Source organism: Novosphingobium profundi (genome assembly GCF_018491765.1).
Classification (GTDB): Bacteria; Pseudomonadota; Alphaproteobacteria; order Sphingomonadales; family Sphingomonadaceae; genus Novosphingobium; species Novosphingobium profundi.
The window spans coordinates 1-22,845 of sequence record NZ_JABWCU010000029.1; the positions used below are offsets into that span (position 1 = coordinate 1).

Consider the following 22,845-nt stretch of genomic DNA (forward strand, 5'->3'; position numbering starts at 1 on the left):
CTCTCTTCCGGGGCTTTTTGGTGGGCCCTTGCCGCGCTTACTTGGTGACGAACTCGGCGGCGGCGTGGTCGTCGTCGGGCACGCGGTCCTCGATCGCGCTGCGCGTGTCCTCGAGTGCCAGGTCGACGAGCACGTTCATCGCTTCGGCCGCGGCTTCGGGATCGCCCGCGGCGATGGCCTCGTAGACGCGCACGTGGTCAGGGATCGGGTTGCGCGGCAGGGCGCGGGCGCGCTGCTTGAACTGGGTGGTCCAGTTCACCGCCGCCCCGATCGAGGCGCTCAGCGTCATCAGCGCGGCGTTGCGCGTGGCGGCAAGGATCGCATTGTGGAAGTCGCGGTCCGCTGAACGCCCGGCCTCGGTGGTCAGCGTGTGGCGGCGCATCGCGGCAAGCGCGTCCTTCATCGTCTTGAGATCGTCCTTGTCGCGGCGCTGCGCGGCGAAGCGCGCGGCGGCCGGCTCGACGACGGCGCGCAGCTCGAACAGCGAGCGCACGAACTCGATGTCGGGTTCGCCCGCGAAGGCCCAGCCCAGCACGTCGGGGTCGAGCAGGTTCCAGCGTTCGCGCGGAAGCACCCGGGTGCCTGCCTTGGGGCGGCTGGCGACCAGGCCCTTGGCGCTCAGCACCTGGATCGCCTCGCGGTAGGCGCTGCGCGAGACTTTCAGTTCCTCGGCGAAAGCCACTTCGCCCGAGAGAACGTCGCCCGGCGCATATTTGCCTGACAAGATGTCGGTACCCAGGCGATGGGCGATGGCGCCATGGAGGCGCCGTCCCGGCCCACGCGTTTCGTCAGATCTCTTGGACGCTTCGTCCACCTTGATATTTTTACCGGTTGTCACAGAATTTCGCACCTCCCAGGTGCAACCTACACGCCATCCGCTGCCGAAGGAATGACAAACATTGCGTTTCCCGGATGCAGCGAATATGTCGGAGTAAATAGGGAGACTTTCTATGACCGAATTTCGTTCCATCGCCGCCGCCACCGGCGAGCCGCATGGGGACGCTTTCGCCGTGCACACGCCTGCCGACGTCGCCGTGGCCTGTGCCAAGGCAGCGGCCGCGTTCGACACTTACCGCGCGGTCAGCCTCGAGGCGCGCGCGCAGTTCCTCGAGCGAATCGCCGACGAGATCATGGCGCTCGGCGAGCCCCTGCTCGAAGCCTACCTGACCGAGAGCGGCTTGCCGCGCGCGCGTTCGGAAGGCGAGCGCGGCCGTACCTGTGGCCAGCTGCGCCTTTTCGCCGAGGTCGTGCGCAAGGGCCAGTTCCTGCAGATGCGGATCGATCCCGCGCTGCCCGAGCGCGCCATTCCCCGTCCGGATCTGCGCCTGCGCATGATCCCGCTCGGCCCGGTCGCCGTGTTCGGCGCCTCGAACTTCCCGCTCGCCTTCTCGACCGCGGGCGGCGACACCGCCTCGGCGCTTGCCGCCGGTTGCCCGGTCGTCGTCAAGGGCCACCCCGCGCACCCGATCACCGGCAGCCTGATCGCGCAGGCGATCAGCAAGGCGGTCGCCGATTCGGGCCTGCCCGAGGGCGTGTTCCAGCACCTCGTCGGCCCCTCGAACGAACTTGGCGCCGCGCTGGTGCAGGACCCCAACATCATGGCGGTGGGCTTTACCGGCTCGCGGGCGGGCGGCCTTGCGCTTACCAAGCTGGCGCAGGCCCGCGAAGTGCCGATCCCTGTCTACGCCGAGATGTCGGCGATCAATCCGGTCGTGATCCTGCCCGAGGCGCTCAAGGCGCGCGGCGGCGCGCTCGGTGAAGCCTTCGTCGGCTCGCTGTGCATGGGTGCCGGCCAGTTCTGCACCAACCCGGGCCTCGTCGTGACCCTCGAAGGCGAGGGCCTCGACGCCTTCGTGGCGGCGGCTTCGACCGGCGTTGCGGGTGCCAAGCCGCAGACGATGCTGACCACCGGTATCGCCGCCGCTTATGCCAAGGGCGTCGAAAAGCTCGCGGCCGCACCGGGCGTCGAGGAACTCGCGCGCGGCGAGGAAGGCAGCCGCACCACCGGCGGCGCGGTGCTGTTCCAGACCACCGCCGAGAAGTTCCTGGCCGACAAGGCGCTGGGCGAGGAAGTCTTCGGCTCCTCCTCGGTGATCGTGCGCTGCAAGGACGCGAGCGAGCTCAAGGCGCTGCTCGAGGGCCTCGAGGGTCAGCTCACCGCGACGATCCACATGGACGATGCCGACGAGGCCGCGGCGGCCGCGATCCTGCCCACGCTCGAGCGCAAGGTTGGACGCATCCTCGTCAACGGCTGGCCGACCGGCGTCGAAGTGTGCCACGCGATGGTGCACGGCGGGCCGTTCCCCTCGACCACCGACGCGCGCACGACCTCGGTCGGCTCGATGGCCATCGACCGCTACCTGCGCCCGGTGAGCTACCAGAACATGCCGCAGAGCCTGCTCGCGCCCGAACTGCGCGATGCGTCGTTCGGCGACGGCGCGCCGCGCCTGATCGACGGCACGCTCACCATCAACTGATCCGTTCGCATCCCCGCAGCGCGCTCCACCAAGAACAAGGCGCGCTGCGGTTCGGGAGAGACCCCATGACTACCCTTCGCCTGCTGCAGCACCGTGCCGAGGACGGCACCCGTTCGGTCATTCTTGCCGAGGGGGACGCGGCCCACGTCCTGACCGGCGTTTCGTCGGTGCGCGAACTCGCGCTGCGCGCCATCGAAGAAGGCAATTCGCTGGCCGCCACGGCCAAGGCCTGCGGCATCGGCGACAGCGTCGACATCGCGGCCGAGCAGGCGGCGGGCCGTCTCATCGCCCCGATCGACCATGAAGACCCCGCGCACGTGCTGCTCACCGGCACCGGCCTCACCCACCTCGGCTCGGCCGAGGGACGCAACAAGATGCACCAGGCCGCCGCATCGGGCGAGAACGTCACCGATTCGATGCGCATGTTCCTGGAAGGGCTCGAAGGCGGCAAACCCGCACCGGGGGCCGAAGGTCAGCAGCCCGAATGGTTCTACAAGGGCGACGGCTCGCAGCTTGTCGGCCCGGGCGACGCGCTCACCATGCCCGCGTTCGCCAAGGACGGCGGCGAGGAGCCCGAACTGGCGGGCATCTACATCATCGGCAACGACGGCCAGCCCTATCGCCTGGGCCTTGCGCTTGCCAACGAGTTCTCCGACCACGTGACCGAGCGCCACAACTACCTCTGGCTCGCGCACTCCAAGCTGCGCCAGGCCGCGCTGGGCGCCGAGCTGCTGCTGGGCGAGGTCCCCGAGAAGATCGAGGGCACCAGCAAGATCGTGCGCGGCGGCGAGACTCTCTGGGAAAAGCCGTTCCTCTCGGGCGAGGGCAATATGTCGCATTCGTTCGCGAACCTGGAACACCACCATTTCAAGTACGACCTGTTCTGCCGTCCGGGCGACATTCACGTCCACTTCTTCGGCACCGCGACGCTCTCGTTCAGCGATGGCGTGCAGACCGAGGTCGGCGACGTCTTCGAAATCGCTGCGGCACCGTTCACGCTGCCGCTCGCCAACCCGCTTGCCCGCGCCGCGGCGCGCGCCGTGGCCGTGAAGGCGCTCTGAGCCATGGATCCGATCCGCATTGCCATCGTCGGGCTCGGCAAGATCGCGCGCGATCAGCACATCCCGGCCATCCGTGGCAACGGCAATTTCGACATCGCCGCGACGGTCAGTCCGCATTCGCCGCCGATGGAGGGCATTCCCCACTTCGCGACGCTCGAGGATCTGCTCGCTGGCGGTCCGGCGGTTGACGCCGTCGCGCTCTGCACGCCGCCCCAGGTGCGCTACGACATCGCCGTGGCCGCGCTCAAGGCCGGGCTCCACGTCTTCCTCGAGAAGCCGCCGGGCGCCACGCTGTCCGAAGTCGAGGCGTTGAGCGACCGCGCCGAAAAGGTCGGCGTCACGCTGTTCGCCTCGTGGCATTCGCGCTTCGCCGCCGGCGTCGCGCCCGCGCGCGCGTGGCTTTCGGAGCGCACCGTGACCTCCGCCCAGATCGTCTGGCGCGAGGACGTGCGCGTGTGGCATCCGGGCCAGGACTGGATCTGGGAGCCGGGTGGCCTGGGCGTCTTCGATCCGGGCATCAACGCGCTTTCGATCCTCACCCACATCCTGCCGCGCCCGGTCTTCCTCAAGTCCGCGACGCTCAGCCTGCCGGCCAACCGCGCCGCGCCGATCGCTGCCGACATCGAGTTTCGCGACACCGCCGGCGCGCTCGTCCACATGGACCTCGACTGGCGCCAGACCGGCCCGCAGAGTTGGGACATCGTGGTCGAGACCGACGCCGGTCAGCTCAAGCTGTCCAGTGGCGGCGCGGTGCTGACCACTCCGCGCGGGACCGAGCACAACGAGGACCTCGAGTACGCGGGGCTCTACGCGCGCTTCGCCAATCTCATCCGGGGTGGCCGCAGCGACGTCGACGTCGCGCCGTTCCGCCTCGTCGCCGACGCGTTCCTGCGCGGCCGGCGCAAGCTGGTCGAAGAATTCCACGACTGAGAAATCCCAGGGAGGGGCACGAAACGATGATCAAGGCACTTCGCACGACGGCAGCGCTCCTGCTGCTCGGCGCCAGCACGCTGGCGGCCACGGCCTCGCAGGCCGACACCGCCAACACCCCGACCACCGCGACGATCCACGCGGACACGCCGGGGCCGGTCTACGACAAGGACATCTTCACCCAGTTCGCCGAGCATCTGGGTGAGGGCATCTACGGCGGCCTGTGGGTCGGCAAGGACAGCGCGATCCCCAATACCAACGGTTTCCGCAACGACGTGGTGGGCGCGCTGCGCGACCTCTCGGTGCCGGTGATCCGCTGGCCGGGCGGCTGCTTCGCCGACGAGTACCACTGGCGCGAGGGCATCGGTGATCCCAAGAACCGCCCGGTCAAGGTCAACACCCACTGGGGCGGCGTGACCGAGCCCAACGCGGTGGGCACGCACGAGTTCTTCGAGCTGATCCGCCAGGTCGGCGCCGAGGCCTATGTCGCGGGCAACGTGGGCGATGGTTCGCCGCGTGAGATGGCCGAATGGGTCGAGTACATGACTGCGCCCGCCGGCAGCCTTGCCGACGAGCGCGCCGCGAACGGTCACAAGGAGCCCTGGCACGTCAAGTACTTCGGTATCGGCAACGAGCTGTGGGGCTGCGGTGGCCAGATGCGGGCCGAATACGCCGCCGACGTGACCCGTCGTTATTCGACTTTCGTCAAGACGCCGGCTCCCGATCTCATGAACGGCAAGGTCGACAACAAGCTCCTCAAGGTTGCGGCCGGCGCCAATGTCGAGGACTACAACTGGACCGAGACGATGATGCGCATCGCCGCGCCCACGCTCGATGGCCTCTCGCTGCACTACTACGTCCACCCCGCGGGTGGTTGGCCGCCGCGTGCCGAGCCGGTCAATTTCGACGAGAGCGGCTGGGCCGACGCGCTCCACGAAGCCTGGCGCATGGATGAGCTGATCACCAAGCACAGCGCGATCATGGACAAGTACGATCCCAAGAAGCGCATGTTCCTCGCGGTCGACGAGTGGGGCGCGTGGTACAAGCAGGACCCAGGCACGCATCCGGGCTTCCTGCGTCAGCAGAACACCATGCGCGACGCGCTGATCGCCGCGATCAATCTCGATATCTTCGCCAAGCACGCGGACCGCGTGCGCCTGACCGCGATCGCGCAAATGGTGAACGTGCTCCAGGCGATGATCCTGACCCAGGACGACAAGATGGTCCTGACGCCTACCTACTGGGTCTTCCATATGTACAAGCCCTGGCAGGACGCGACCGTGCTGCCGATCGACATCAAGACCCCGACCTACACGGTGGGCAAGTACACCTTGCCGGCAGTGAGCGGTTCGGCGGTCAAGGGCAAGGACGGCAAGATCCACGTCAGCCTTTCGAACGCCGATGCGACGAAGGCCAACACGGTCACCATCACGCTCGACGGGGCGAAGGAAGGCAAGGTCAGCGGAACTATCCTGACCGCGCCGGCGATCAATTCGCACAACACCTTCGCGGCGCCCAATGTGGTGAAGCCCGCCGCATTCAACGGTGCGAAGCTCAAGGGTAGCACGCTCACCGTGACGCTTCCGGCCAAGTCGGTCGTGGTGCTCGACCTGCAATGAGCACGGCGCGCGTCCTGGGGGATTGGGGCACCACCCATCTTCGGCTTTACCGGGTCGAGGACGGGGTGGTGACCGACCGGCTCGACGGACCGGGTGCGCTCAGCGCGGACCCGGCCGGCATTCTTGCCGAGCGTCTGGCGCTCTGGCGGGAGAAAGGGCCGATCGGCGATGTCGTGCTGTGCGGCATGGCCGGTGCCAAGGGCGCGCTCGTCGACGCGGGCTACGTGGCCTGCCCGGCAGGGCTGGCCGACTGGTTGGCAGGTCCCACCCGGACCGAGGTCGCGGGGCTTCCCGTGACCGTGCTCGCGGGTGTCTGTGGTCACATGGCGGGCGGTGTTCCCGATGTGATGCGCGGCGAGGAAACGCAGATCTTCGGTGCCATCGCGTTGCGGCCCGAGCTCGGCACCGGGCGTCACCTGATCGTGCTCCCGGGCACCCACTGCAAGTGGGTCGAGGTGGTCGATGGCACGCTGCGGGCGTTCCGCACCCACCCGACCGGGGAACTGTTCGCGCTCCTGGCTGGACAGTCGACGCTGACCGGGCCCGAAACACCGGGCGAGGGCACTTTCGAGGAAGGTTTCGCGCGCGGTCTCGAGCGCGCCGGACAGCCGCTTTCGGGCGCGCTGTTCGAGGCGCGCGCGGCGCGCCTGCTCGACGGGCGTTCGAAGGACTGGTCGAAGGGTTATCTCTCGGCGCTGCTGATCGGGGGCGAGGTTGCCGCCGAGGCCGAGGCGGGCACGTCGGTGCTGCTGGTCGGTGACGGAGGCATCGTCGCGCTTTATGAAAAGGCGCTCGCCCACCGGGATGCGCGCGCGCAGCGGATCGACGGCGAAGAGGCCGTGCTGGCGGGTCTGGCGCTGGCAACAGGAGTGAAGTCATGAAGATCGAAGACGTTCTGGCACAGGGCGCCGCCCCCGTGGTCGCCATCCTGCGCGGGGTGCAGACGCACGAAGTCGTCGCCATTGGCGAGGCGCTGGTCGAGGCGGGCGTGCGCCTGATCGAGGTGCCGTTCAATTCGCCCGATCCGGCGGGCTCGATCGCGGCCATGGTCGAGGCGCTGGGCGATCGCGCGGCGATCGGCGGCGGCACCGTGATCCGCACCGACCTTGCCGAGGAATTGGCGAATGCGGGCGGTACCTTCATGGTCTCGCCCAACGTCGATCCCGCGGTCATCGCCCGCTCGCTCGAACTGGGCATGGACGTCCTGCCGGGCTTTCTCACGCCGACCGAGGCTTTCGCCGCAGTCGCAGCGGGCGCAAGCAACCTCAAGCTGTTTCCCGGCTCGGTGCTGGGGGCGGGCTACGTCAAGGCGATCAAGGACGTGCTGCCGCGCGACGCGCGCGTCTGGGCGGTGGGCGGCGTCGGTCCGGCCAACATCGCCGAATACCGCCGTGCGGGGGTCTTCGGGATCGGCGTCGGTGGCAGTCTCTACAAGCCCGGCGACACGCCCGAGAGCGTGAGCGCCAAGGCGCGGGAACTGGTCGCGGCCTGGGCCGCTTCGGAAGGTTGACGGCGATGCTGCGCGCGCTTGCCCGCATCCTCCTGATCGGCGGCGCCGTGCTGGCGACGGGCGTCTCGGCCAAGGCGCCCGCGCCCGCCGAGCCACCCACGCTCAATTCGCGGCTGAGCGGTGAGCTCGCGCCCACGCATGATCCGGTGATCATTCGCGAGGGCGACACCTATTACGTCTACAACACGATCGGGCGCTACATCGGGGTGAAGACCTCGAAGGACCTCGTGCACTGGGAGCAGGCGGCGCCGCTGTTCGACAGCCTGCCAGCCTGGGCGACTAAGGCCGTGCCGGGCACCGAGGGCATCTGGGCGCCCGACATCTCGTTCGTGAACGGCGAATATCGCCTCTATTATTCGGTCTCGACCTTCGGCTCGAACCGCTCGGCGATCGGCCTTGCCACCAGCCCCACGCTCGATCCCAAGGCGAAGGACTACCACTGGACCGACCATGGCCTCGTCGTCCAGTCGACCCACGCCGATGACTTCAATGCGATCGATCCCAACCTGGTGGTCGATGCGCAAGGCGGCCAGTGGCTCGCGCTCGGCAGCTTCTGGACCGGCATCAAGTTGTTCCGGCTCGATCCCAAGACGGGCAAGCCTTATCCTGGCGAGAAGCCGCGTTCGATCGCGCGCCGACCCGCACCCGCCGGTGCACCCGCGCCGGTCGAAGCGCCGTTCATTCTCCAGCACGGCGGCTGGTACTTCCTGCTCGTCAGCTACGACTACTGCTGCAAGGGGGTGAACAGCACCTATTACACCGTGATGGGCCGTTCGCGCACGGTTACCGGCCCCTATCTCGGCAAGGACGGCTCCGCGCTGATGGAGGGCGGAGGTTCGATCCTGCTGCGCGCCGATCTGGAAGAGAAGCAGCGCTTCCGCGGGCCCGGCCATGTCGGCGCCTTCACCGATGCCGACGGGACCACCTACCTCGTCTACCATGCCTACGACCGCGAGCACGATGGCGCGCCCACGCTGCGCATCGCGCCGCTCGTCTGGGGCAAGGATGGCTGGCCGGTGGCCCAAGACTGAATACCACCAACCTGGCACCCCGCGCGCATGCGGGCGGGGTGCCATTTTTTTGACGAACATCGCATCTGCGCGCACCGGGACCGGCCGAGAACCGGCAAACCAGCGAGGCGGCGCAGGGCGGACACGACTGGAGAGGACTTATGTCGATTGCCCTTTCGCGCCGGACTTTCGCCGCTGGCGCCGCGCTGCTGCCGATCGCCTGCACGAGCGCCGGGCGCTCGGTGATGGGCGGGCCCGGCGCGGCCTCGCCATTGGCCAGCCCGGTCAACCCGCTGGTCAAGAACCGCGCCGACGCGCAGATCTTCCAGCACACCGACGGCTATTACTACATGACCGGCTCGGTGCCCGAGTACGACCGCCTGGTGCTGCGCCGCGCGAAGACGCTGGCGGGCCTGACCACGGCCGAGGAGCGCGTGCTGTGGCATCACGAGGCGAGCGGTCCGCTCTCGGGCTTCATCTGGGCGCCCGAGATGCACGAGATCGACGGAAAGTGGTACATGCACTTCGCCGCTGGCCCTTCGGGCGGGGGTGAGGACGTCTTCCGCATCCGCACGTATGCCGTGCAGTGCGACGGGCCCGATCCGATGACCGGAACCTGGTCGACGCTGGGCGAATTCAAGGCGCCTTGGGATAGCTTCAACCTCGATTCCAAGGTCTTCGTCCATCGCGGACAGCGCTACTTCACCTGGGCGCAGCGCGAACCGGGGATCGAGACCAATTCGAACCTCTACATCGCGAAGATGACCGGGCCGCTTACCGTGGGGCCCGCGACGCGCCTTTCGGTCCCGACGTATGACTGGGAAATCCGCGGCTTCAAGGTCAACGAGGGTGCTGCGGTGATCGAGCATGCTGGCAAGCTGTTCATGACCTACTCGGCGAGCGCGACCGATGATCGCTATTGCCTGGGCCTGCTTTCGATCGACGCCGAAGCCGACCTTCTGGTCGCTTCGAACTGGACCAAGTCGCCTGTCCCGGTGTTCCAGACCTGTGTCGAAACCTCGGTCTACGGTCCCGGGCACAATGACTTCACGCTCGACGAGCAGGGCCGTCCGATGCTCGTCTATCACGGACGCGACTACAAGGAGATCGAGGGTGACCCGCTGTTCAACCCCGACCGCCACACCCGCGTCCAACGCCTTTATTTCAGCGCCGACGGCATGCCCGATTTCGGTGTTCCGGTCGGCAATGGCCCGCTGCCCGAGCGCTTCTTCAACCCGGCTGCGAAGGGCGCGTTCCTAGGCAATGAAGGGACGCGGATCGTCAGCGGGGCGCTGCCCTTGGCGCAGACCCAGATCCGTAGCCTTCCCGCCGAGGCGGGCAGCGTGCGGCTTTCGCCGATCCTTCTGCGCGACCAGGTCCTTTCCGCAGGCGTGGATGGCCGGGTCGGCCTTGCCCCGTTCGGCCAAGGCGGTGACGGTTCGGACCGTTTCCGCCGGCGGACGCTCGCGGGCGGGGTCGTCCAGTTCGAATCGATCGCGCAACCTGGAAAAGGGCTCGCGGCGATCGATGGCACCGTGGCGCTCGCGCCCCTCGGCGAGGCGCGCACGCGCTGGTCGGTCGACTAAGGGGAATGCATTAAAACTCGGACAAAATAACGGCGTGGCGTCGAAAGCAGCATGCGTAAGCGTTTGCAACAATCCTGCAAACTGGTGCTTTCTTGCCACGCCGAGGGGCTGACTTTCCAAAGGGATGGCCCACATTGCACTTTTTGCTTGCATGAAATAACTCCGACAAATAATCAGACTTCCTGCAATGGGGCGCGGGAACGGCTGCGCCCTTCTCTTGGGAGGGTTGATCATGGCGTTCCGGCCACTTGCATTTTGTACCGCATCCGTACTCGCGCTGAGCCTTGCGGGCGTCGCGCACGCACAGGACGCCGCGCAGGCGGCCGGTGGCGAGGCTTCGGCGACCGATGCCGCCGAGCCCACGGCGCCTGAAATCATCGTCACGGGCGTGCGCGCCTCGATCGTGGGCGCGCTCAATTCGCGCAAGGACAACATCCAGATCGTCGACTCGATCGTCGCCGAGGACGTTGGCAAGCTGCCCGACAACAACGTTGTCGAGGCGCTGCAGCGCGTGACCGGCATCCAGGTCACCGATCGCGCCGGCGGCGAGGCGGCGACCATCACCATCCGTGGCCTGGCCGATCCGCTGACCACGCTCAACGGGCGCAATGTCTTTACCGCCGCGGGGCAGTCGTTTGCGCTGCAGGACATCTCGGCCAACCTGGTCAAGCAGGTCGACGTGTTCAAGACCCGCTCGGCCGACCAGATCGAGACCGGCCTGGCCGGCCAGATCGACATCAAGACACGTCGCCCCTTTGACTTCGACGGCTTTACCATCTCGGGCCTCGCGCGCGGCATCTACAACGAGCAGGCCGACAGCTACAATCCGAACGTCGCGCTGCTCGTCAGCGACCGCTGGGAAACCGGCATCGGCGACATCGGCCTCCTGGTGAATGGTTCGTGGAGCAAGACCAAGTACCGCAACATGTCGACGACGGCGGGCGCCTTCGTGCCCTTCGCTACCGAAAATCCGCCGGCGGGTTCGGGTCTGGCGCCGCTCGAGCGCATCTTCTCGGGCTGGCAGCCGGGCCTTGACTACGGCCTGCCCACCGAGCCGGGCTCGACTATCGACTACAACGGCGTCGACGTTCCCTACTATCTCTCGCGCGACGCGGTGTTCTCGTCCGACCTTTACGGCGAGCGTGAGCGCCCCTCGGTCAACGTCGCGCTGCAATGGGCCCCCAACTCGAGCTCGGTCTATACCGCTGAAATGTACTACGCGGGCTTCCGCGGCCACACCTTCAACTCGCTGCAGTTCAGCTTCGTCGACTGGTGGGGTAATCCCGGACCGTTTGAACTCTACGACGGCACGAACATCATCAAGTCGCGCACGACCGACGATGTCTACGGCTTCAACAGCGGCGACTACGCGACCAACCGGACCGACAGCTTCGTCTATGCGCTCAACGGGCAATGGGATCTGGGCGATCGCGGCAAGATCATCGGTGACATCGCTTACCAGACCAGCACCAACAAGACCTCGTTCATCGCCATGCGCACCGATCGCACGGCGAGCCAGATCAGCGCGGACTTCAACGCGGGTGGGGGCATTCCCTCGTACCACTTCGATGACGATTCGCTGCTGACCGATCCCAGCCAGTGGAACGTCGCGCAGTTCTACGACAACGCCGGCAAGGACAAGGGCAGCGCGATCACCGGTACGCTCGATGCCTACTACACCTGGGACGATGGCTTCATCCGCCGCGTGAAGGCGGGCATGCGCATCGACGACCGCAAGGCGAGCAGCTACGTGCGCACGCAAGACGGCTACCTCGGAGCCTCGCTCTCGAGCTTCCCCGAGGACGCGCTGTTCACCAACTCGGACTTCATGAAGGGCATCGCCGACGTACCGCGCAGCTGGACGCTGGTCGACGGCGGCTGGCTCTACGACAACGCCGACTATGTGCGCGAGCTTTACGGCTTGCCGACTTCGGACGCGCTCTCGCTGGTCAAGACCTTCGACATCGACGAAGTGACGATGTCGGCCTACGCGATGGCGGACGGCGAAGTCGAACTGTTCGGTAACCCGCTGCAGGTCGAGGCGGGCGTGCGCTACGTCTCAGTGACCACCAATTCGAAGTTCTATGACCGCTACAACAACAGCGCGCTGACGCGGGGCGGAAGTCAGGCGGACAAGTTCCTGCCCAGCTTCACGCTGCGCTATGAGCTGATGCCGAACCTGCGCCTGCGCTTCAACTACGGCGAGACGCTGCGTCGCCCCAGCTTCGGCGACATCAATCCGAACTACTCGCTCACCGGCGACCTCACCAATGTCGGCTACGGCAGCGGCTCGGCGGGCACGGCGGACTTGAAGCCGACCCATTCGAAGAACTACGACCTTGCCCTCGAATGGTACTTCGAGCGCAACTCGGCGATCTTCGTGACCGGCTTCCGCCGCGAGATCGAGGGGCTGGTGGTGCCGCTCACGGTGATGGAGTACATCCCCAACAACGGCATCGTCGCGGGCGCGACCGACTATTTCGCGATCACGCGTCCGGTCAACGCCTCGAACGGCGTGCTCAAGGGCGTCGAAGTGGGCCTGACCTACTTCCCCGACTACCTGCCCAGCATCCTCAATGGCCTGGGTTTCCAGGGCAGCGTCACCGTACTCGACTCCAAGCAGAACATTCCGCTGACCGATTCGGCCGGCAACGTGACGGGCGAGACGAACTCGCAGTTCTTCAATGTCTCGAAGCTCTCGTACAACGCGACTCTCGCCTACGACCGTGGCCCGTTCAACGCGCGCCTGTCCTACGTGTGGCGCGATGCCTTCCTGCACAACAACGAGGCGCGTCTCTTCGCGAACCCGATCGGTGTCTGGTACCGTCCGGAAAGCAGCCTCGACATGCAGCTCACGTTCAATGTGACGAACGACATCGGCATCACTTTCGATGCCACCAACCTGACCAAGTCGAAGCAGCAGAACTACTACAAGTTCGGCGATGTCGGCAACGACCAGCAGTACAACCTGGGCACGCTCCAGCTGGCGCGCACCTTCGCGCTGGGTGCCCGCTTCACCTTCAAGTGAACCTTCGGTGATCTCCGGGACCCTGCCTGCATTTGCCATTCTTGCAGGTAGGGCCCGGGGGACGCCCCGAGGCGACCGTTTGTCCGGGAGCACGTTCTCCTCTCCCAACCGCTCCCGGGGGACGGTCGCCTTTTTCGACCGAGTGATTTCACAGAGCAATTCTTCATAGGAGACAGGCAGCGGGCATGGGCGCGAACCGGGCGAAGGCGACGTTGGGCGGGGCCTTGCTGGTCGCCGCGGCATGGGCTCTGGGCGGGGCGAGCGCTCCACGCGCTGCGGATAATGAGGTCGCGTCCCGCTCGGATGGCCCGCATCTCGATACCGCCGCCATCGCCCGCGAGCGTTTCGGCAACGATGCGCCCTGGTACCTGGAGCGCATTCCCTACTTCGAGAGCGCCGATCCCAGGATCGACGCCGTCTGGTACTACCGCTGGTCGATCTACCGGGCACACCAGCGCGACCTGGGTGCCAAGGGCTTCATCACCACTGAGTTCGCCGACGACGTGGGCTGGCAGCGCGAGCCTTACGCGAGCCTCAACGATGCGAGCGGCTTCCACATCGCCGAAGGGCGCTGGCTGAACGACCGGCGCTTCGTCTCGGACTACATCGACTTCATGTACGAGGGCGGCAACGACCGCCACTTCACCGACCACATGGCGGACTCGACCTGGGGGCGCTACCTCGTCGATGGCGACCGCGCGGCGGTGGAGCGCCACCTCCCGGTCATGCGGCATATCTACGGCTTGTGGGAAGACCATTTCGACTGGTCCAAGGGGCTTTACTGGGTCGAGCCGCTGCTCGACGCGACCGAGTACACCGTATCCTCGATCGATGCCTCCGGCGGCAAGGACGGTTTCACCGGCGGCCATGCCTTCCGCCCCTCGGTCAACAGCTACATGATCGCCAACGCCCGCGCGATTGCACGGATCGCGGCGCTGGCGGGCGAACCCGCGCTCGCCGACGAATTCGCGGCCAAGGCCGGCGATCTCGAGACGCGCATGGTGCGCGACTTGTGGAATCCGAAGCTCGGGCATTTCAGCGACCGCTATCGGGTCGACAACGCCTACGTCCACTTCTGGGACTTCATCCGCGCGCGCGAGCTGGTGGGCTATCTGCCCTGGATGTTCGATGCGGTACCCGACGCGGCGAAGTACGCCGAGGCCTGGTCGCACCTGCTCGACCCGGCCTCGCTGGCGGGGGAGGCCGGATTGCGCACGGTCGAGCCGTCCTACGAATTCTACATGCGCCAGTACCGCTATCTGGGTTCTGCGCGCGAGTGCCAGTGGAACGGTCCGGTCTGGCCCTACCAGACCACGCAAGTGCTGACCGCGATGGCCAACCTGCTCGACCATTACACGGCGCAAGGCCCCGTCACCCGCAGCGCCTACATGCGCCTCTTGCGCCAGTACACGCAGCTCCATTTCCAGGGCGATCGGCTCGACCTCGAGGAGGACTACGATCCGGCCAGCGGCAAGCCGATCGTCGGGCTCGATCGCAGCCACCACTACTTCCATTCGGGCTACAACGACCTGATTCTCACCGGGCTTGTCGGTATCCGCCCGCGCGCCGACGACGTGCTCGAGGTGAACCCGCTGCTGCCCGAGCCGGGCGATCCCGCGGCGCTGGCCTGGTTTCATGTCGAGCGCGTGCCCTATCATGGCCACGAGATCGCCGTCACCTGGGACGCGGATGGCGCGCATTATGGGCAAGGGGCGGGGCTCACCGTCTCGGCCGATGGCGTGGTGCTCGCCCATAGAGACACGCTGGGGCGGATCGAGGTGCCGCTCGCGCGCCGCGATCCCGCTCCGATCGAGCGCTCCATCGACCTGGCGGTGCAACTCGTGCGCGGGGACTATCCACGGGCCAGCGCGTCCAGCGGCAGCGAGCCGGAGAATCTGCACGACGCCGTCGACGGACGGCTCTGGTTCTATCCCGAGCTGCCCAACGGCTGGACCTCGTCTGCGGGGAGCAAGGCGCAGTGGTACGCGCTCGATTTCGGCAAAGGCGTTACGCTGTCTTCAATCGAGCTGGCCTTTTTCGACGACGGTGCCGCGATCGCGGCGCCGGAGCAGGTCTCGCTCGAGGGCTGGAGCGAGGGCCGGTGGCAGGCCCTGGGGAAAGCCCGGCCGCTCGCCAACGGGGTGACGACACTCGGCTTTGCGCCGCGCGCGGTGTCCCGCGTGCGCGTGGTCATGCAGCCGCACGGCAGCAAGGCCATTCGCCTCGCCGAATTGAAGGCCTTTTCCGGGCGTTAGGTGCGAGCTCGCCGTGGGTCGCAGGCTTGGGGGCGTTGCACTCTAGTGCGCCGCGCAGGAATGTGAGCACTTGCAAGATAACCTTGCTAAGTATATCCGCCTGACGCATGGTCTCCAGGTGGCCGGGCTCACCCGACCAGTTGGAGCACGCCCAGGAACACCAGCAAGGCCGTCGCGCTTGCGCCGCACAGGAGCATGAAGGGGCATCTGCCCACCGATGGATCGTAGTGTTCCATGGGAACCTCTCCGGACTTTTCTGCTTTAGGACGAATTCTGCGCCTGCCCGTTTCGTAAGGCAAGGCACAAGAATCGTTCGATCGTCCGTGTCGGGGTGGGGCCTGCGAGACCTATGATGGTGATCTGAATCGATGAATCTTCGCAGGGTTGTCGCATGCGCGGCGCAGACGCCGCTGAATGGAGTCAAGGAACGCAATGGTGAGTGATAGCACCGGTCAGACCCCCGACCAGGGCGTGGCGCAGGACGGCACGGAAGAAAACACCGCGAATTCCGGTCAGCCGGCCCGCAAGGGGCTCAGCGGCAAGGCCAAGCGCAACCTGATGATTGCCGCGGTGCTCGTCGCCCTCGGCGTGGGGCTGTGGTTCCTGCGCTATGAGACCTACGGCCAGTACTTCCAGGAAACCAACGACGCGCAGATCCAGGCCGACGCCGTCGCTATCGCGCCCAAGGTCAGCGGCTACGTGCGCGAGGTCCTCGTGGCCGATAACCAGGACGTTGCGGCGGGCGCGGCGCTCGTGCGCATCGATCCCAGCGACTACGACGCCAAAGTCGCCCAGGCCCAGGCCCAGATCGCACAGGCCAATGCGGCGGTCGAGAACGCGCAGGCGGGCATCGCCGAGCAACAGGCCGCGATCGCGCAGGCGCGCGCTCAGCTGGCCGCCGCGCGCGCCAAGGCCGCGCACGACGCGGCTGAAGTGCGGCGTTACACCCCGCTCGTCGCGAGCGGTGCCGAACGCCGCGAGCAGCTCGACCAGTTGAAGCTTGCCGCCACGCAGTCGGCCGAACAGGTGCGCCAGCAGCAGGCCGCGCTCACCATGCAGGAGCGCCGCATCGCCTCGATGCAGGCGCAAGTCAGCCAGGCGCGCGCGCAAGGGCAGGGCGCCAAGGCGCAGCTTGATGCCGCCGACGTCGATCGCAAGGCAACCCTGATCACCGCGCCGATCACGGGCCGGGTGGGCGACAAGACCGTGCGCACGGGCCAGTTCGTCCAGGCTGGCACGCGGCTGATGTCGGTGGTGCCGTTGCACACGCTCTACGTCACGGCGAACTTCAAGGAAACGCAGCTTGCCCTGATGCGCCCGGGCCAGATCGCCAAGATCTCGGTCGACGCGCTCGGCGGAACCGAAATCGACGGGCGTGTCGCCAGCCTCTCGCCGGGGACGGGCGCGCAGTTTTCGATCCTCCCGCCCGAGAACGCCACCGGCAACTTCACCAAGATCGTCCAACGCGTGCCCGTGCGCATCGCCATCGAGGCCCCCGCCAGCGCGCGCAAGCTGCTGGTGCCCGGCCTCTCGGTGACGGTCACGGTCGACACGCGCAGCGCCAAGGGCGACCTCGAGAAGATCGAGGACGACCAGGAGGCCATCGAGGCCAAGCAGGAGCACTGAGGTGGCGAGCGCCGCTCTCGACGGCCCGGCCGGGGCCGCCCCGGCCCGCCGCAACGCCGATGTCGGAGCCTGGCTGGCGGTAGCCGCGGGCACGCTCGGTGCGCTCATGGCCACGCTCGACATCTCGATCGTCAACTCGGCGCTGCCCACGATCCAGGGTGAACTGGGCGCGACCGGCACCGAAGGCGCCTGGGTGGCGACTGCCTACCTCGTCGCCGAGATCGTGATCATCCCGCTGTCGGCCTGGCTCGAACGCATGTTCGGCCTGCGCACTTTCCTGCTCATCGCGGTCACGCTGTTCACCATTTTCTCGGTGATCTGCGGCCTCTCCAATTCGCTGGGGATGATGGTGGTCGGGCGCATCGGGCAGGGCTTTACCGGCGGCGCGCTGATCCCGACCGCGCAGACGATCATCGCCCAGCGCCTGCCGCGTCACCAGCAGTCGATCGGCACGGCCGCCTTCGGCATCGTCGCGATCCTGGGGCCGCTGCTCGGCCCGCTCGTGGGCGGCTGGCTCGCCGAGAACGTCTCGTGGCACTACGCCTTCTTCCTCAACGTGCCGATCTCGGGCATCCTGCTCACGCTGCTGCTGGTCGGACTGCCGCACCAGAAGGCCCGGCTCGAACTGTTCAAGGAGGCCGACTGGTTCGGCATCGCCGGACTTGCGCTGGGCCTTGGCGGGCTCACCGTGTTCCTCGAGGAAGGCGCGCGCGAGGAGTGGTTCGCCTCCGAACTGATCCGTTACATGGCCGCGACCAGCGTGCTGGGCTTTGGCCTCCTGTTCTGGGGGCAGTTCACCGCGCGCCGCCCGGTGATCAAGCTCAGCCTGCTGCTCGACCGCCAGTTCGGCGCGGTGGCGACGATGGGTGTGGCGCTGGGCGTGGTGCTCTATGGCACGTCTTACGCGATCCCGCAGTTCCTCGCCGCGATTGCCGACTACAACGCGCTGCAGTCGGGCAAGGTGGTGCTGCTATCGGGTATCCCGTCGATCCTGATGATGCCTTTCGTGCCGATCCTCATCAAGCGCGTGGACATTCGTCTCGCGGTCGGCTTCGGAATGCTGGCGATGGGGCTTTCGGCCTGGATGGAAACCGAGCTGACGATCCAGTCGACCGGCGGGCAGTTCACCGATTCGCAGTTGCTGCGCGGGGTGGGCACGATCCTCGGCATGCTGTTCCTCAGCCAGGCCTGCGTCCAGTCGGTTCCACCTGAGGACGCGGGCGATGCCTCGGGCCTGTTCAACGCCATGCGCAACCTTGGCGGCAGCTTTGCGCTCGCGGGGATCTCGATCCTCCAGCAGAACCGCCTGTGGCTGCACTCGCGGCGACTGGAGGAGGCGCTCAACGCCAACGATCCGGCCGTGCAGGACTACGTCTCGGGCATGAACCACATGCTCGGCAGCGCCGAAGCCGGGATCCGCATGATCGGGCAATCGGTCCAGGGCCAGGCGTTGGTCATGACCTACAACGACATCTTCTTCGCGATGAGCATGGTGACCGTGCTGGTGTTTCCGCTGGTCTTCCTGCTCAAACCGCTGCCCAAGGATGCCTCTCCAGGAGCTATGCATTGATGGTTCGCCGCCTGTTCGCGCCCGCCGGCGCGCTCGTCCTCTCGGCCCTTGCCGCCGGCTGCACCATGGGACCCGACTACGCGGGACCTCCCTCGCTCGAAGGTGTCGGCCAGCCCGGAGCCGCCTTCGTGCGTGGAGGGGAGAACACCCCGGCCCAGCAGCCCGCTTTGGCGCGCTGGTGGGAGAGCCTCAACGACCCGCTGCTCACCCGGCTGGTCGATGGTGCGCTCGCGCACAGTCCCTCGATCGATCTCGCCGAAGCGCGCATCCGCGAGGCGCGCGGCAAGCTGACCGAAGGCAAGGCAAGCCTGATGCCGAGCGCTTCGCCCAATGCGATGTACGTCCACGCGATCCTGCCCGGTTCGTTCTCGACCTCCTCCTCGGAATCGTCGGACGACGGGGGCAGCGGGGAATCGTCCTCCGAGGGGGGCAGCTCGGCGCTCGATTTCTACAACGTGGGTGCCAACGTCTCGTGGGAACCCGACTTGTGGGGCGGCAAGCGTCGCGGCATCGAAGCGACGCGCGCGACACTGGACGAGCGCTTCGCCGATCTTGCCGACGCGCAGGTCTCGCTGAGCGCCCAGGTCGCGCAGAGCTACGTCAACTTGCGCGACGCCCAGACCCGCCTGCGCATCAACCAGGAGGCCGTCGCCAAGCAGCGCACGTCGCTCGACCTGACGCGCCAACGGCTCGTGGCGGGCACCGCCTCGCAGCTCGAGGTCGAGCGCCTGCAGGGGGAACTCGCCGCCAACGAGGCGCAGACCGTGCCGCTCGACACGCAGATCCTGCTCTACAAGAACGCGCTCGCGGTGCTGACCGGACAGGCCCCCGGCGCGCTCGACGAGGCCTTGGCGCAGGAGGCGGCGGTGCCGCTGCCGCCGGCCTCGGTCGCCATCGGCGATCCGGCCGGGTTGCTCGCGCGGCGCCCCGACATTCGCGCCGCCGAGCGCGCGCTGGCCGCCAGCACGGCCCAGGTCGGCGTGCGCGAGGCGCAGCGCATGCCCGGCGTCAAGTTCATGGGCATTCTCGGCATCGGTGGGACCGATCCGGGCGACGTGCTCGATCCGGGTAATCTCGCCGCGCTGCTGATGCCGCAGATCAGCTGGCCGCTGCTCGACTTCGGCAAGAGCAAGGCGCAAGTCGAACAGGCCAAGGCGCAGCGCGACCAGGCCGAGGCGCAGTACCGTCAGACCGTGCTCAAGGGCCTGCAGGACGCCGAGGACAGCCTTGCCCGATTCGGGGCGACGCGCCGCCAGCTGGCGCAGCTCGCGGCCTCGCAGCAGAGCGCGGACAAGGCCGCCAGCCTCAACGCGCAGCGCACGCGTGCGGGCACCAGCAGCCTGATCGACCAGCTCGACATCGAGCGCCAGGCGTTGAGCGCGGCGTCCAACGTCGCGCAGGCCAAGGCACAGCTGACGATCGACTACATCGCGGTCAACAAGGCGCTGGGCCTGGGCTGGAGCCCGCCCGAAGCCGAAACGCCCGCCAGCTAGCCTCTGCGGACCCTTGCGTGCCTGCCGGGACTGCGCCACATGGAGGCGCGTTCCGGCAGCGGGCCGGCTGCGCGACACAGCCGGAGCACGCCATGGCCGTCACCCATCCCTTCCACCTTGCCTTTCCGGTCGACGATCTTGCCGCGGCCCGCGACTTCTACCTCGGCGTGCTGGGCTGCGCGGAAGGGCGCTCGAGCCCGGAATGGGTCGACTTCGACTTCTACGGGCACCAGATCGTGGCCCATCTCGCGCCCGAGGAAACCGGCAAGGTGAAAACCAGCGCAGTCGACGGGCACGGCGTGCCGGTGCGCCACTTCGGCGTGGTGCTCTCGATCCCCGAATGGCAGGATCTCGCCGATCGCCTCGTCGCGGCGGGGACCCAATTCGTGATCGCGCCCTATGTCCGCTTCAAGGGGCAGCCGGGCGAGCAGGCGACGATGTTCTTCACCGACCCCGCCGGCAACGCGATCGAGGTCAAGGCCTTCGCCGACATGGGCCAGCTCTTTGCCAAGTAATCGTCTGCGCGTCGTTACCGTTGCCATCGCCGGGTTCGGCTCGGTCGGCCGGCAGGTGGCGCGTACCTTGCTCGCCCGGCGCGCACGCTACGCGCAGGTCTATGGCTGCGAGGTGCGGCTGGTGGCGGTCTGCGCTTCGCGCGGCGGCGTCGCGGCGCGCGCGGGCCTCGAAGGGATCGACACGCTCGCTCTCGAGGAAGATCGGACAGGCCCGACGTTCCTGGCTGAGCTTGCGCCCGACGTCCTGTTCGAGACCGGGCCGACCGATTTCGCGACCGGAGGCCCGGCGCTCGGATACCTGACGGCGCAATTGGCCGAAGGGCGCGATGCGGTCGTGGTCTCGAAGGGGGCGCTGGTCCATTCGGGCCATGCCTTGCGTGCGCTGGCGCGCGAGACGGGTGCCGCGTTGCGTATCAGCGGCGCCACGGCGGCGGCACTGCCCACCATCGACCTCGTCGAGACCGGCCTTCGCGGCGCGCGCGTGCTCTCGCTCGAAGGCGTGTTCAACGCGACCACCAATTTCCTCCTCAACGCGATGATGGCGCGCGGCTGCACCTTTGCCGAAGCGCTCGGCGAGGCGCAGGCGGGCGGTTTTGCCGAGCGCGACCCGAGCCGCGACATCGAAGGCTGGGACACCGCGTGCAAGCTGACGATCCTTGCCAATTTCGGCCTCGACCTGGGGCTCGCGCTCGAGGACGTGGCGGTCTCGGGGGTCGGTGATGTGACCCCCGCGATGGTGGCGCAATGGCGTGCGCAAGGGCAGGTGCCACGCCTCGTCGGGCGGCTCGACTGCACCGGCGCGCGGGCGCGGGCCTCGGTCTCGGTGCAGACCTATCCGCTCGACGATGCCTTCGCGCACATCCCCGGCAAGACCAAGGCGCTGCGCGTGGTGACCGATTGCATGGGTGAGATCCTGACGATGGGGGGCGGGCCCGAGCCGATCGCGACCGCCTCGGCCGCGCTAAAGGACTTCGAGCTGATCCTCGACGCGCGCGGCCGGTCTGGCCAAGGTGCCTCGGGCAACTTTTTTCTAGGATGAACCAGGGGTCCTGTAAGGAAATCCTAAACCTTGTTCGATAGGAGCGAATCCACCTTAGCAGTTACGTGATCGAGGGTCATGGACGTCCAGCACTTATCGCGCTTCGACATGGACGAGGGGTATGACGAGCCCCTTCCGGAATGCCTGCTGCCGCCTCTCGACGGGCCCCAGGAAACCGATGATTGCGAAGCACAAGTTGCAGCGGATCGGTATTCCTATGGGGGGTTGATGGTTATGGGGCGTTCGGATCGTACGGGCTCGCGGCCGCGCAAGCGACCGGTTCTCATGCTGGACGACAGCGAACGCGAACAGGCGCTGCGCCAGCTCGACATGGTGGCGGTGCAGGACTTCGGCGAATCGGTGCCGATGGAGCGGCCGAGGCTGCTCTCGGGGTTGAGCGTCGGGCTCGAGAGCCTCGCGCCGGTGGAGCCGGTCGATCTTTCCTCGCTGGCGGCCCCGGTGGATAGCGCGACGCTGGGCTGGAGCGAACCGACCGAAGGGCCCGTCACCGTCGATGCCGACCAGGATCCCGGGTCCGCGCAAGCCTTCGACGAAGCCGACGTCTACGAAGATGAAGCCTACGACGATGAAGCCTACGACGAGGGTCTTGACGAAAGCGCCTACGGTTCGCTGGCCTTCGGGGCGCGTCCCGAACCGGAAGTCCCGGCTCCGGCCGAGATCGTGCGCGACGAGCCGATCGCGGCTTTCGCCGCCGCCCCGCCGGCAGAATTCGAAGAGATCGCCATGCCGGCACCGGCCGTTATCCACGAGCCCGCCCAACCGGCGCAACCAGTCGTGCGCCCGGGCCATGCCCTGCGCGCGCGGGTGCGCGCGGTGGAAGACGTCGAGCCGGTCGCCGCGCCTTCGGCGCTGTCGCGCGTCTTCGCCTGGTTGGGGGCACTGCTGCGCCGCTGAGGCGCGCTTCTGTTCATCACGAGAGAGGTTCCCGAGCGTCGCCAGACGCGCGTGGGAAAAGTAGGGCAAGCCCAAGGCCGACCTTTATACCAACCTGCGCATTGCCTGACTCACGGGGGATTCCCAAAGCGGTGAAAATCTGAATCTATGGGGCTGCGACTTTGGAGTGTGGCACCATGGGTTCAGCAATCGGCTTGCGGGAAGATTTTGA

At 67.2% G+C, this 22,845-nt stretch carries 17 protein-coding genes; 16 read left to right on the forward strand and 1 reads right to left on the reverse strand.

The window, feature by feature from the left end; genetic code table 11:
- Positions 1–37: 37 nt before the first annotated feature.
- The gene (locus HT136_RS23570) at positions 38–838 is read right to left on the reverse strand and encodes a FadR/GntR family transcriptional regulator (protein WP_214202292.1); all 801 of its coding nucleotides are present in this window, start codon (positions 836–838) and stop codon (positions 38–40) included.
- A 112-nt stretch (positions 839–950) separates the two neighbouring features.
- Here HT136_RS23570 and HT136_RS23575 point away from each other — a divergent pair, with 112 nt between their 5' ends.
- The 16 genes from HT136_RS23575 (at position 951) to HT136_RS23650 (ending at position 22,634) form a co-directional block, all read left to right on the forward strand.
- Positions 951–2,477, forward strand: a complete 1,527-nt coding sequence (locus HT136_RS23575) for an aldehyde dehydrogenase (NADP(+)) (protein WP_214202293.1) — start codon at positions 951–953, stop codon at positions 2,475–2,477.
- A gap of 65 nt (positions 2,478–2,542) precedes the next feature.
- On the forward strand, positions 2,543–3,538 hold the full coding sequence (araD1, locus tag HT136_RS23580) for an AraD1 family protein (protein ID WP_214202294.1): 996 nt from the start codon (positions 2,543–2,545) through the stop codon (positions 3,536–3,538).
- Between the two features lie 3 nt (positions 3,539–3,541).
- Positions 3,542–4,468, forward strand: a complete 927-nt coding sequence (locus HT136_RS23585; protein WP_214202295.1) for a Gfo/Idh/MocA family protein — start codon at positions 3,542–3,544, stop codon at positions 4,466–4,468.
- 26 nt (positions 4,469–4,494) lie between these two features.
- The gene (locus HT136_RS23590) at positions 4,495–6,087 is read left to right on the forward strand and encodes an alpha-N-arabinofuranosidase (RefSeq protein ID WP_214202296.1); all 1,593 of its coding nucleotides are present in this window, start codon (positions 4,495–4,497) and stop codon (positions 6,085–6,087) included.
- The gene (locus HT136_RS23595; protein WP_214202297.1) at positions 6,084–6,968 is read left to right on the forward strand and encodes a 2-dehydro-3-deoxygalactonokinase; all 885 of its coding nucleotides are present in this window, start codon (positions 6,084–6,086) and stop codon (positions 6,966–6,968) included. The genes HT136_RS23590 and HT136_RS23595 overlap by 4 nt, the downstream gene beginning before the upstream one ends.
- Entirely contained in the window at positions 6,965–7,597 is a 633-nt protein-coding gene (locus tag HT136_RS23600) for a 2-dehydro-3-deoxy-6-phosphogalactonate aldolase (protein ID WP_214202298.1), read from the forward strand. Before HT136_RS23595 ends, HT136_RS23600 begins: the two co-directional genes overlap by 4 nt.
- 5 nt (positions 7,598–7,602) lie before the next feature.
- Complete coding sequence (locus HT136_RS23605) at positions 7,603–8,628, forward strand: arabinan endo-1,5-alpha-L-arabinosidase (RefSeq protein WP_214202299.1); 1,026 nt, start codon at positions 7,603–7,605, stop codon at positions 8,626–8,628.
- Between the two features lie 140 nt (positions 8,629–8,768).
- A complete protein-coding gene (locus HT136_RS23610) occupies positions 8,769–10,193 on the forward strand; it encodes a glycoside hydrolase family 43 protein (RefSeq protein ID WP_214202300.1) in 1,425 nt (474 codons plus the stop codon).
- A gap of 232 nt (positions 10,194–10,425) precedes the next feature.
- Positions 10,426–13,221, forward strand: coding sequence for a TonB-dependent receptor (locus tag HT136_RS23615; protein ID WP_214202301.1), 2,796 nt, complete (start codon positions 10,426–10,428; stop codon positions 13,219–13,221).
- A gap of 185 nt (positions 13,222–13,406) precedes the next feature.
- A complete protein-coding gene (locus HT136_RS23620; protein ID WP_214202302.1) occupies positions 13,407–15,476 on the forward strand; it encodes an MGH1-like glycoside hydrolase domain-containing protein in 2,070 nt (689 codons plus the stop codon).
- A 432-nt stretch (positions 15,477–15,908) separates the two neighbouring features.
- Complete coding sequence (locus HT136_RS23625; RefSeq protein ID WP_214202303.1) at positions 15,909–17,102, forward strand: HlyD family secretion protein; 1,194 nt, start codon at positions 15,909–15,911, stop codon at positions 17,100–17,102.
- A 1-nt stretch (position 17,103) separates the two neighbouring features.
- Positions 17,104–18,672 carry an MDR family MFS transporter gene (locus HT136_RS23630; RefSeq protein ID WP_214202304.1) on the forward strand — a complete coding sequence of 523 codons (1,569 nt, stop codon included), beginning with the start codon at positions 17,104–17,106 and terminating at the stop codon, positions 18,670–18,672.
- The gene (locus HT136_RS23635) at positions 18,672–20,165 is read left to right on the forward strand and encodes an efflux transporter outer membrane subunit (RefSeq protein ID WP_214202307.1); all 1,494 of its coding nucleotides are present in this window, start codon (positions 18,672–18,674) and stop codon (positions 20,163–20,165) included. The genes HT136_RS23630 and HT136_RS23635 overlap by 1 nt, the downstream gene beginning before the upstream one ends.
- 92 nt (positions 20,166–20,257) lie before the next feature.
- A complete protein-coding gene (locus HT136_RS23640; RefSeq protein ID WP_214202305.1) occupies positions 20,258–20,680 on the forward strand; it encodes a VOC family protein in 423 nt (140 codons plus the stop codon).
- Positions 20,670–21,719 carry a homoserine dehydrogenase gene (locus tag HT136_RS23645; protein WP_246544290.1) on the forward strand — a complete coding sequence of 350 codons (1,050 nt, stop codon included), beginning with the start codon at positions 20,670–20,672 and terminating at the stop codon, positions 21,717–21,719. Before HT136_RS23640 ends, HT136_RS23645 begins: the two co-directional genes overlap by 11 nt.
- Positions 21,720–22,004: 285 nt before the next feature.
- The gene (locus tag HT136_RS23650) at positions 22,005–22,634 is read left to right on the forward strand and encodes a hypothetical protein (protein WP_214202306.1); all 630 of its coding nucleotides are present in this window, start codon (positions 22,005–22,007) and stop codon (positions 22,632–22,634) included.
- Positions 22,635–22,845 lie beyond the last annotated feature (211 nt).

What these genes read in the sequence shown, in the direction of transcription:
- HT136_RS23575 (WP_214202293.1), top strand. Translation starts at nt 951, where the DNA reads ATGACCGAATTTCGTTCCATCGCCGCCGCCACCGGCGAGCCGCATGGG.
- araD1 (WP_214202294.1), top strand. Translation starts at nt 2,543, where the DNA reads ATGACTACCCTTCGCCTGCTGCAGCACCGTGCCGAGGACGGCACCCGT.
- HT136_RS23585 (WP_214202295.1), top strand. Translation starts at nt 3,542, where the DNA reads ATGGATCCGATCCGCATTGCCATCGTCGGGCTCGGCAAGATCGCGCGC.
- HT136_RS23590 (WP_214202296.1), top strand. Translation starts at nt 4,495, where the DNA reads ATGATCAAGGCACTTCGCACGACGGCAGCGCTCCTGCTGCTCGGCGCC.
- HT136_RS23595 (WP_214202297.1), top strand. Translation starts at nt 6,084, where the DNA reads ATGAGCACGGCGCGCGTCCTGGGGGATTGGGGCACCACCCATCTTCGG.
- HT136_RS23600 (WP_214202298.1), top strand. Translation starts at nt 6,965, where the DNA reads ATGAAGATCGAAGACGTTCTGGCACAGGGCGCCGCCCCCGTGGTCGCC.
- HT136_RS23605 (WP_214202299.1), top strand. Translation starts at nt 7,603, where the DNA reads ATGCTGCGCGCGCTTGCCCGCATCCTCCTGATCGGCGGCGCCGTGCTG.
- HT136_RS23610 (WP_214202300.1), top strand. Translation starts at nt 8,769, where the DNA reads ATGTCGATTGCCCTTTCGCGCCGGACTTTCGCCGCTGGCGCCGCGCTG.
- HT136_RS23615 (WP_214202301.1), top strand. Translation starts at nt 10,426, where the DNA reads ATGGCGTTCCGGCCACTTGCATTTTGTACCGCATCCGTACTCGCGCTG.
- HT136_RS23620 (WP_214202302.1), top strand. Translation starts at nt 13,407, where the DNA reads ATGGGCGCGAACCGGGCGAAGGCGACGTTGGGCGGGGCCTTGCTGGTC.
- HT136_RS23625 (WP_214202303.1), top strand. Translation starts at nt 15,909, where the DNA reads ATGGTGAGTGATAGCACCGGTCAGACCCCCGACCAGGGCGTGGCGCAG.
- HT136_RS23635 (WP_214202307.1), top strand. Translation starts at nt 18,672, where the DNA reads ATGGTTCGCCGCCTGTTCGCGCCCGCCGGCGCGCTCGTCCTCTCGGCC.
- HT136_RS23640 (WP_214202305.1), top strand. Translation starts at nt 20,258, where the DNA reads ATGGCCGTCACCCATCCCTTCCACCTTGCCTTTCCGGTCGACGATCTT.
- HT136_RS23650 (WP_214202306.1), top strand. Translation starts at nt 22,005, where the DNA reads ATGCTGGACGACAGCGAACGCGAACAGGCGCTGCGCCAGCTCGACATG.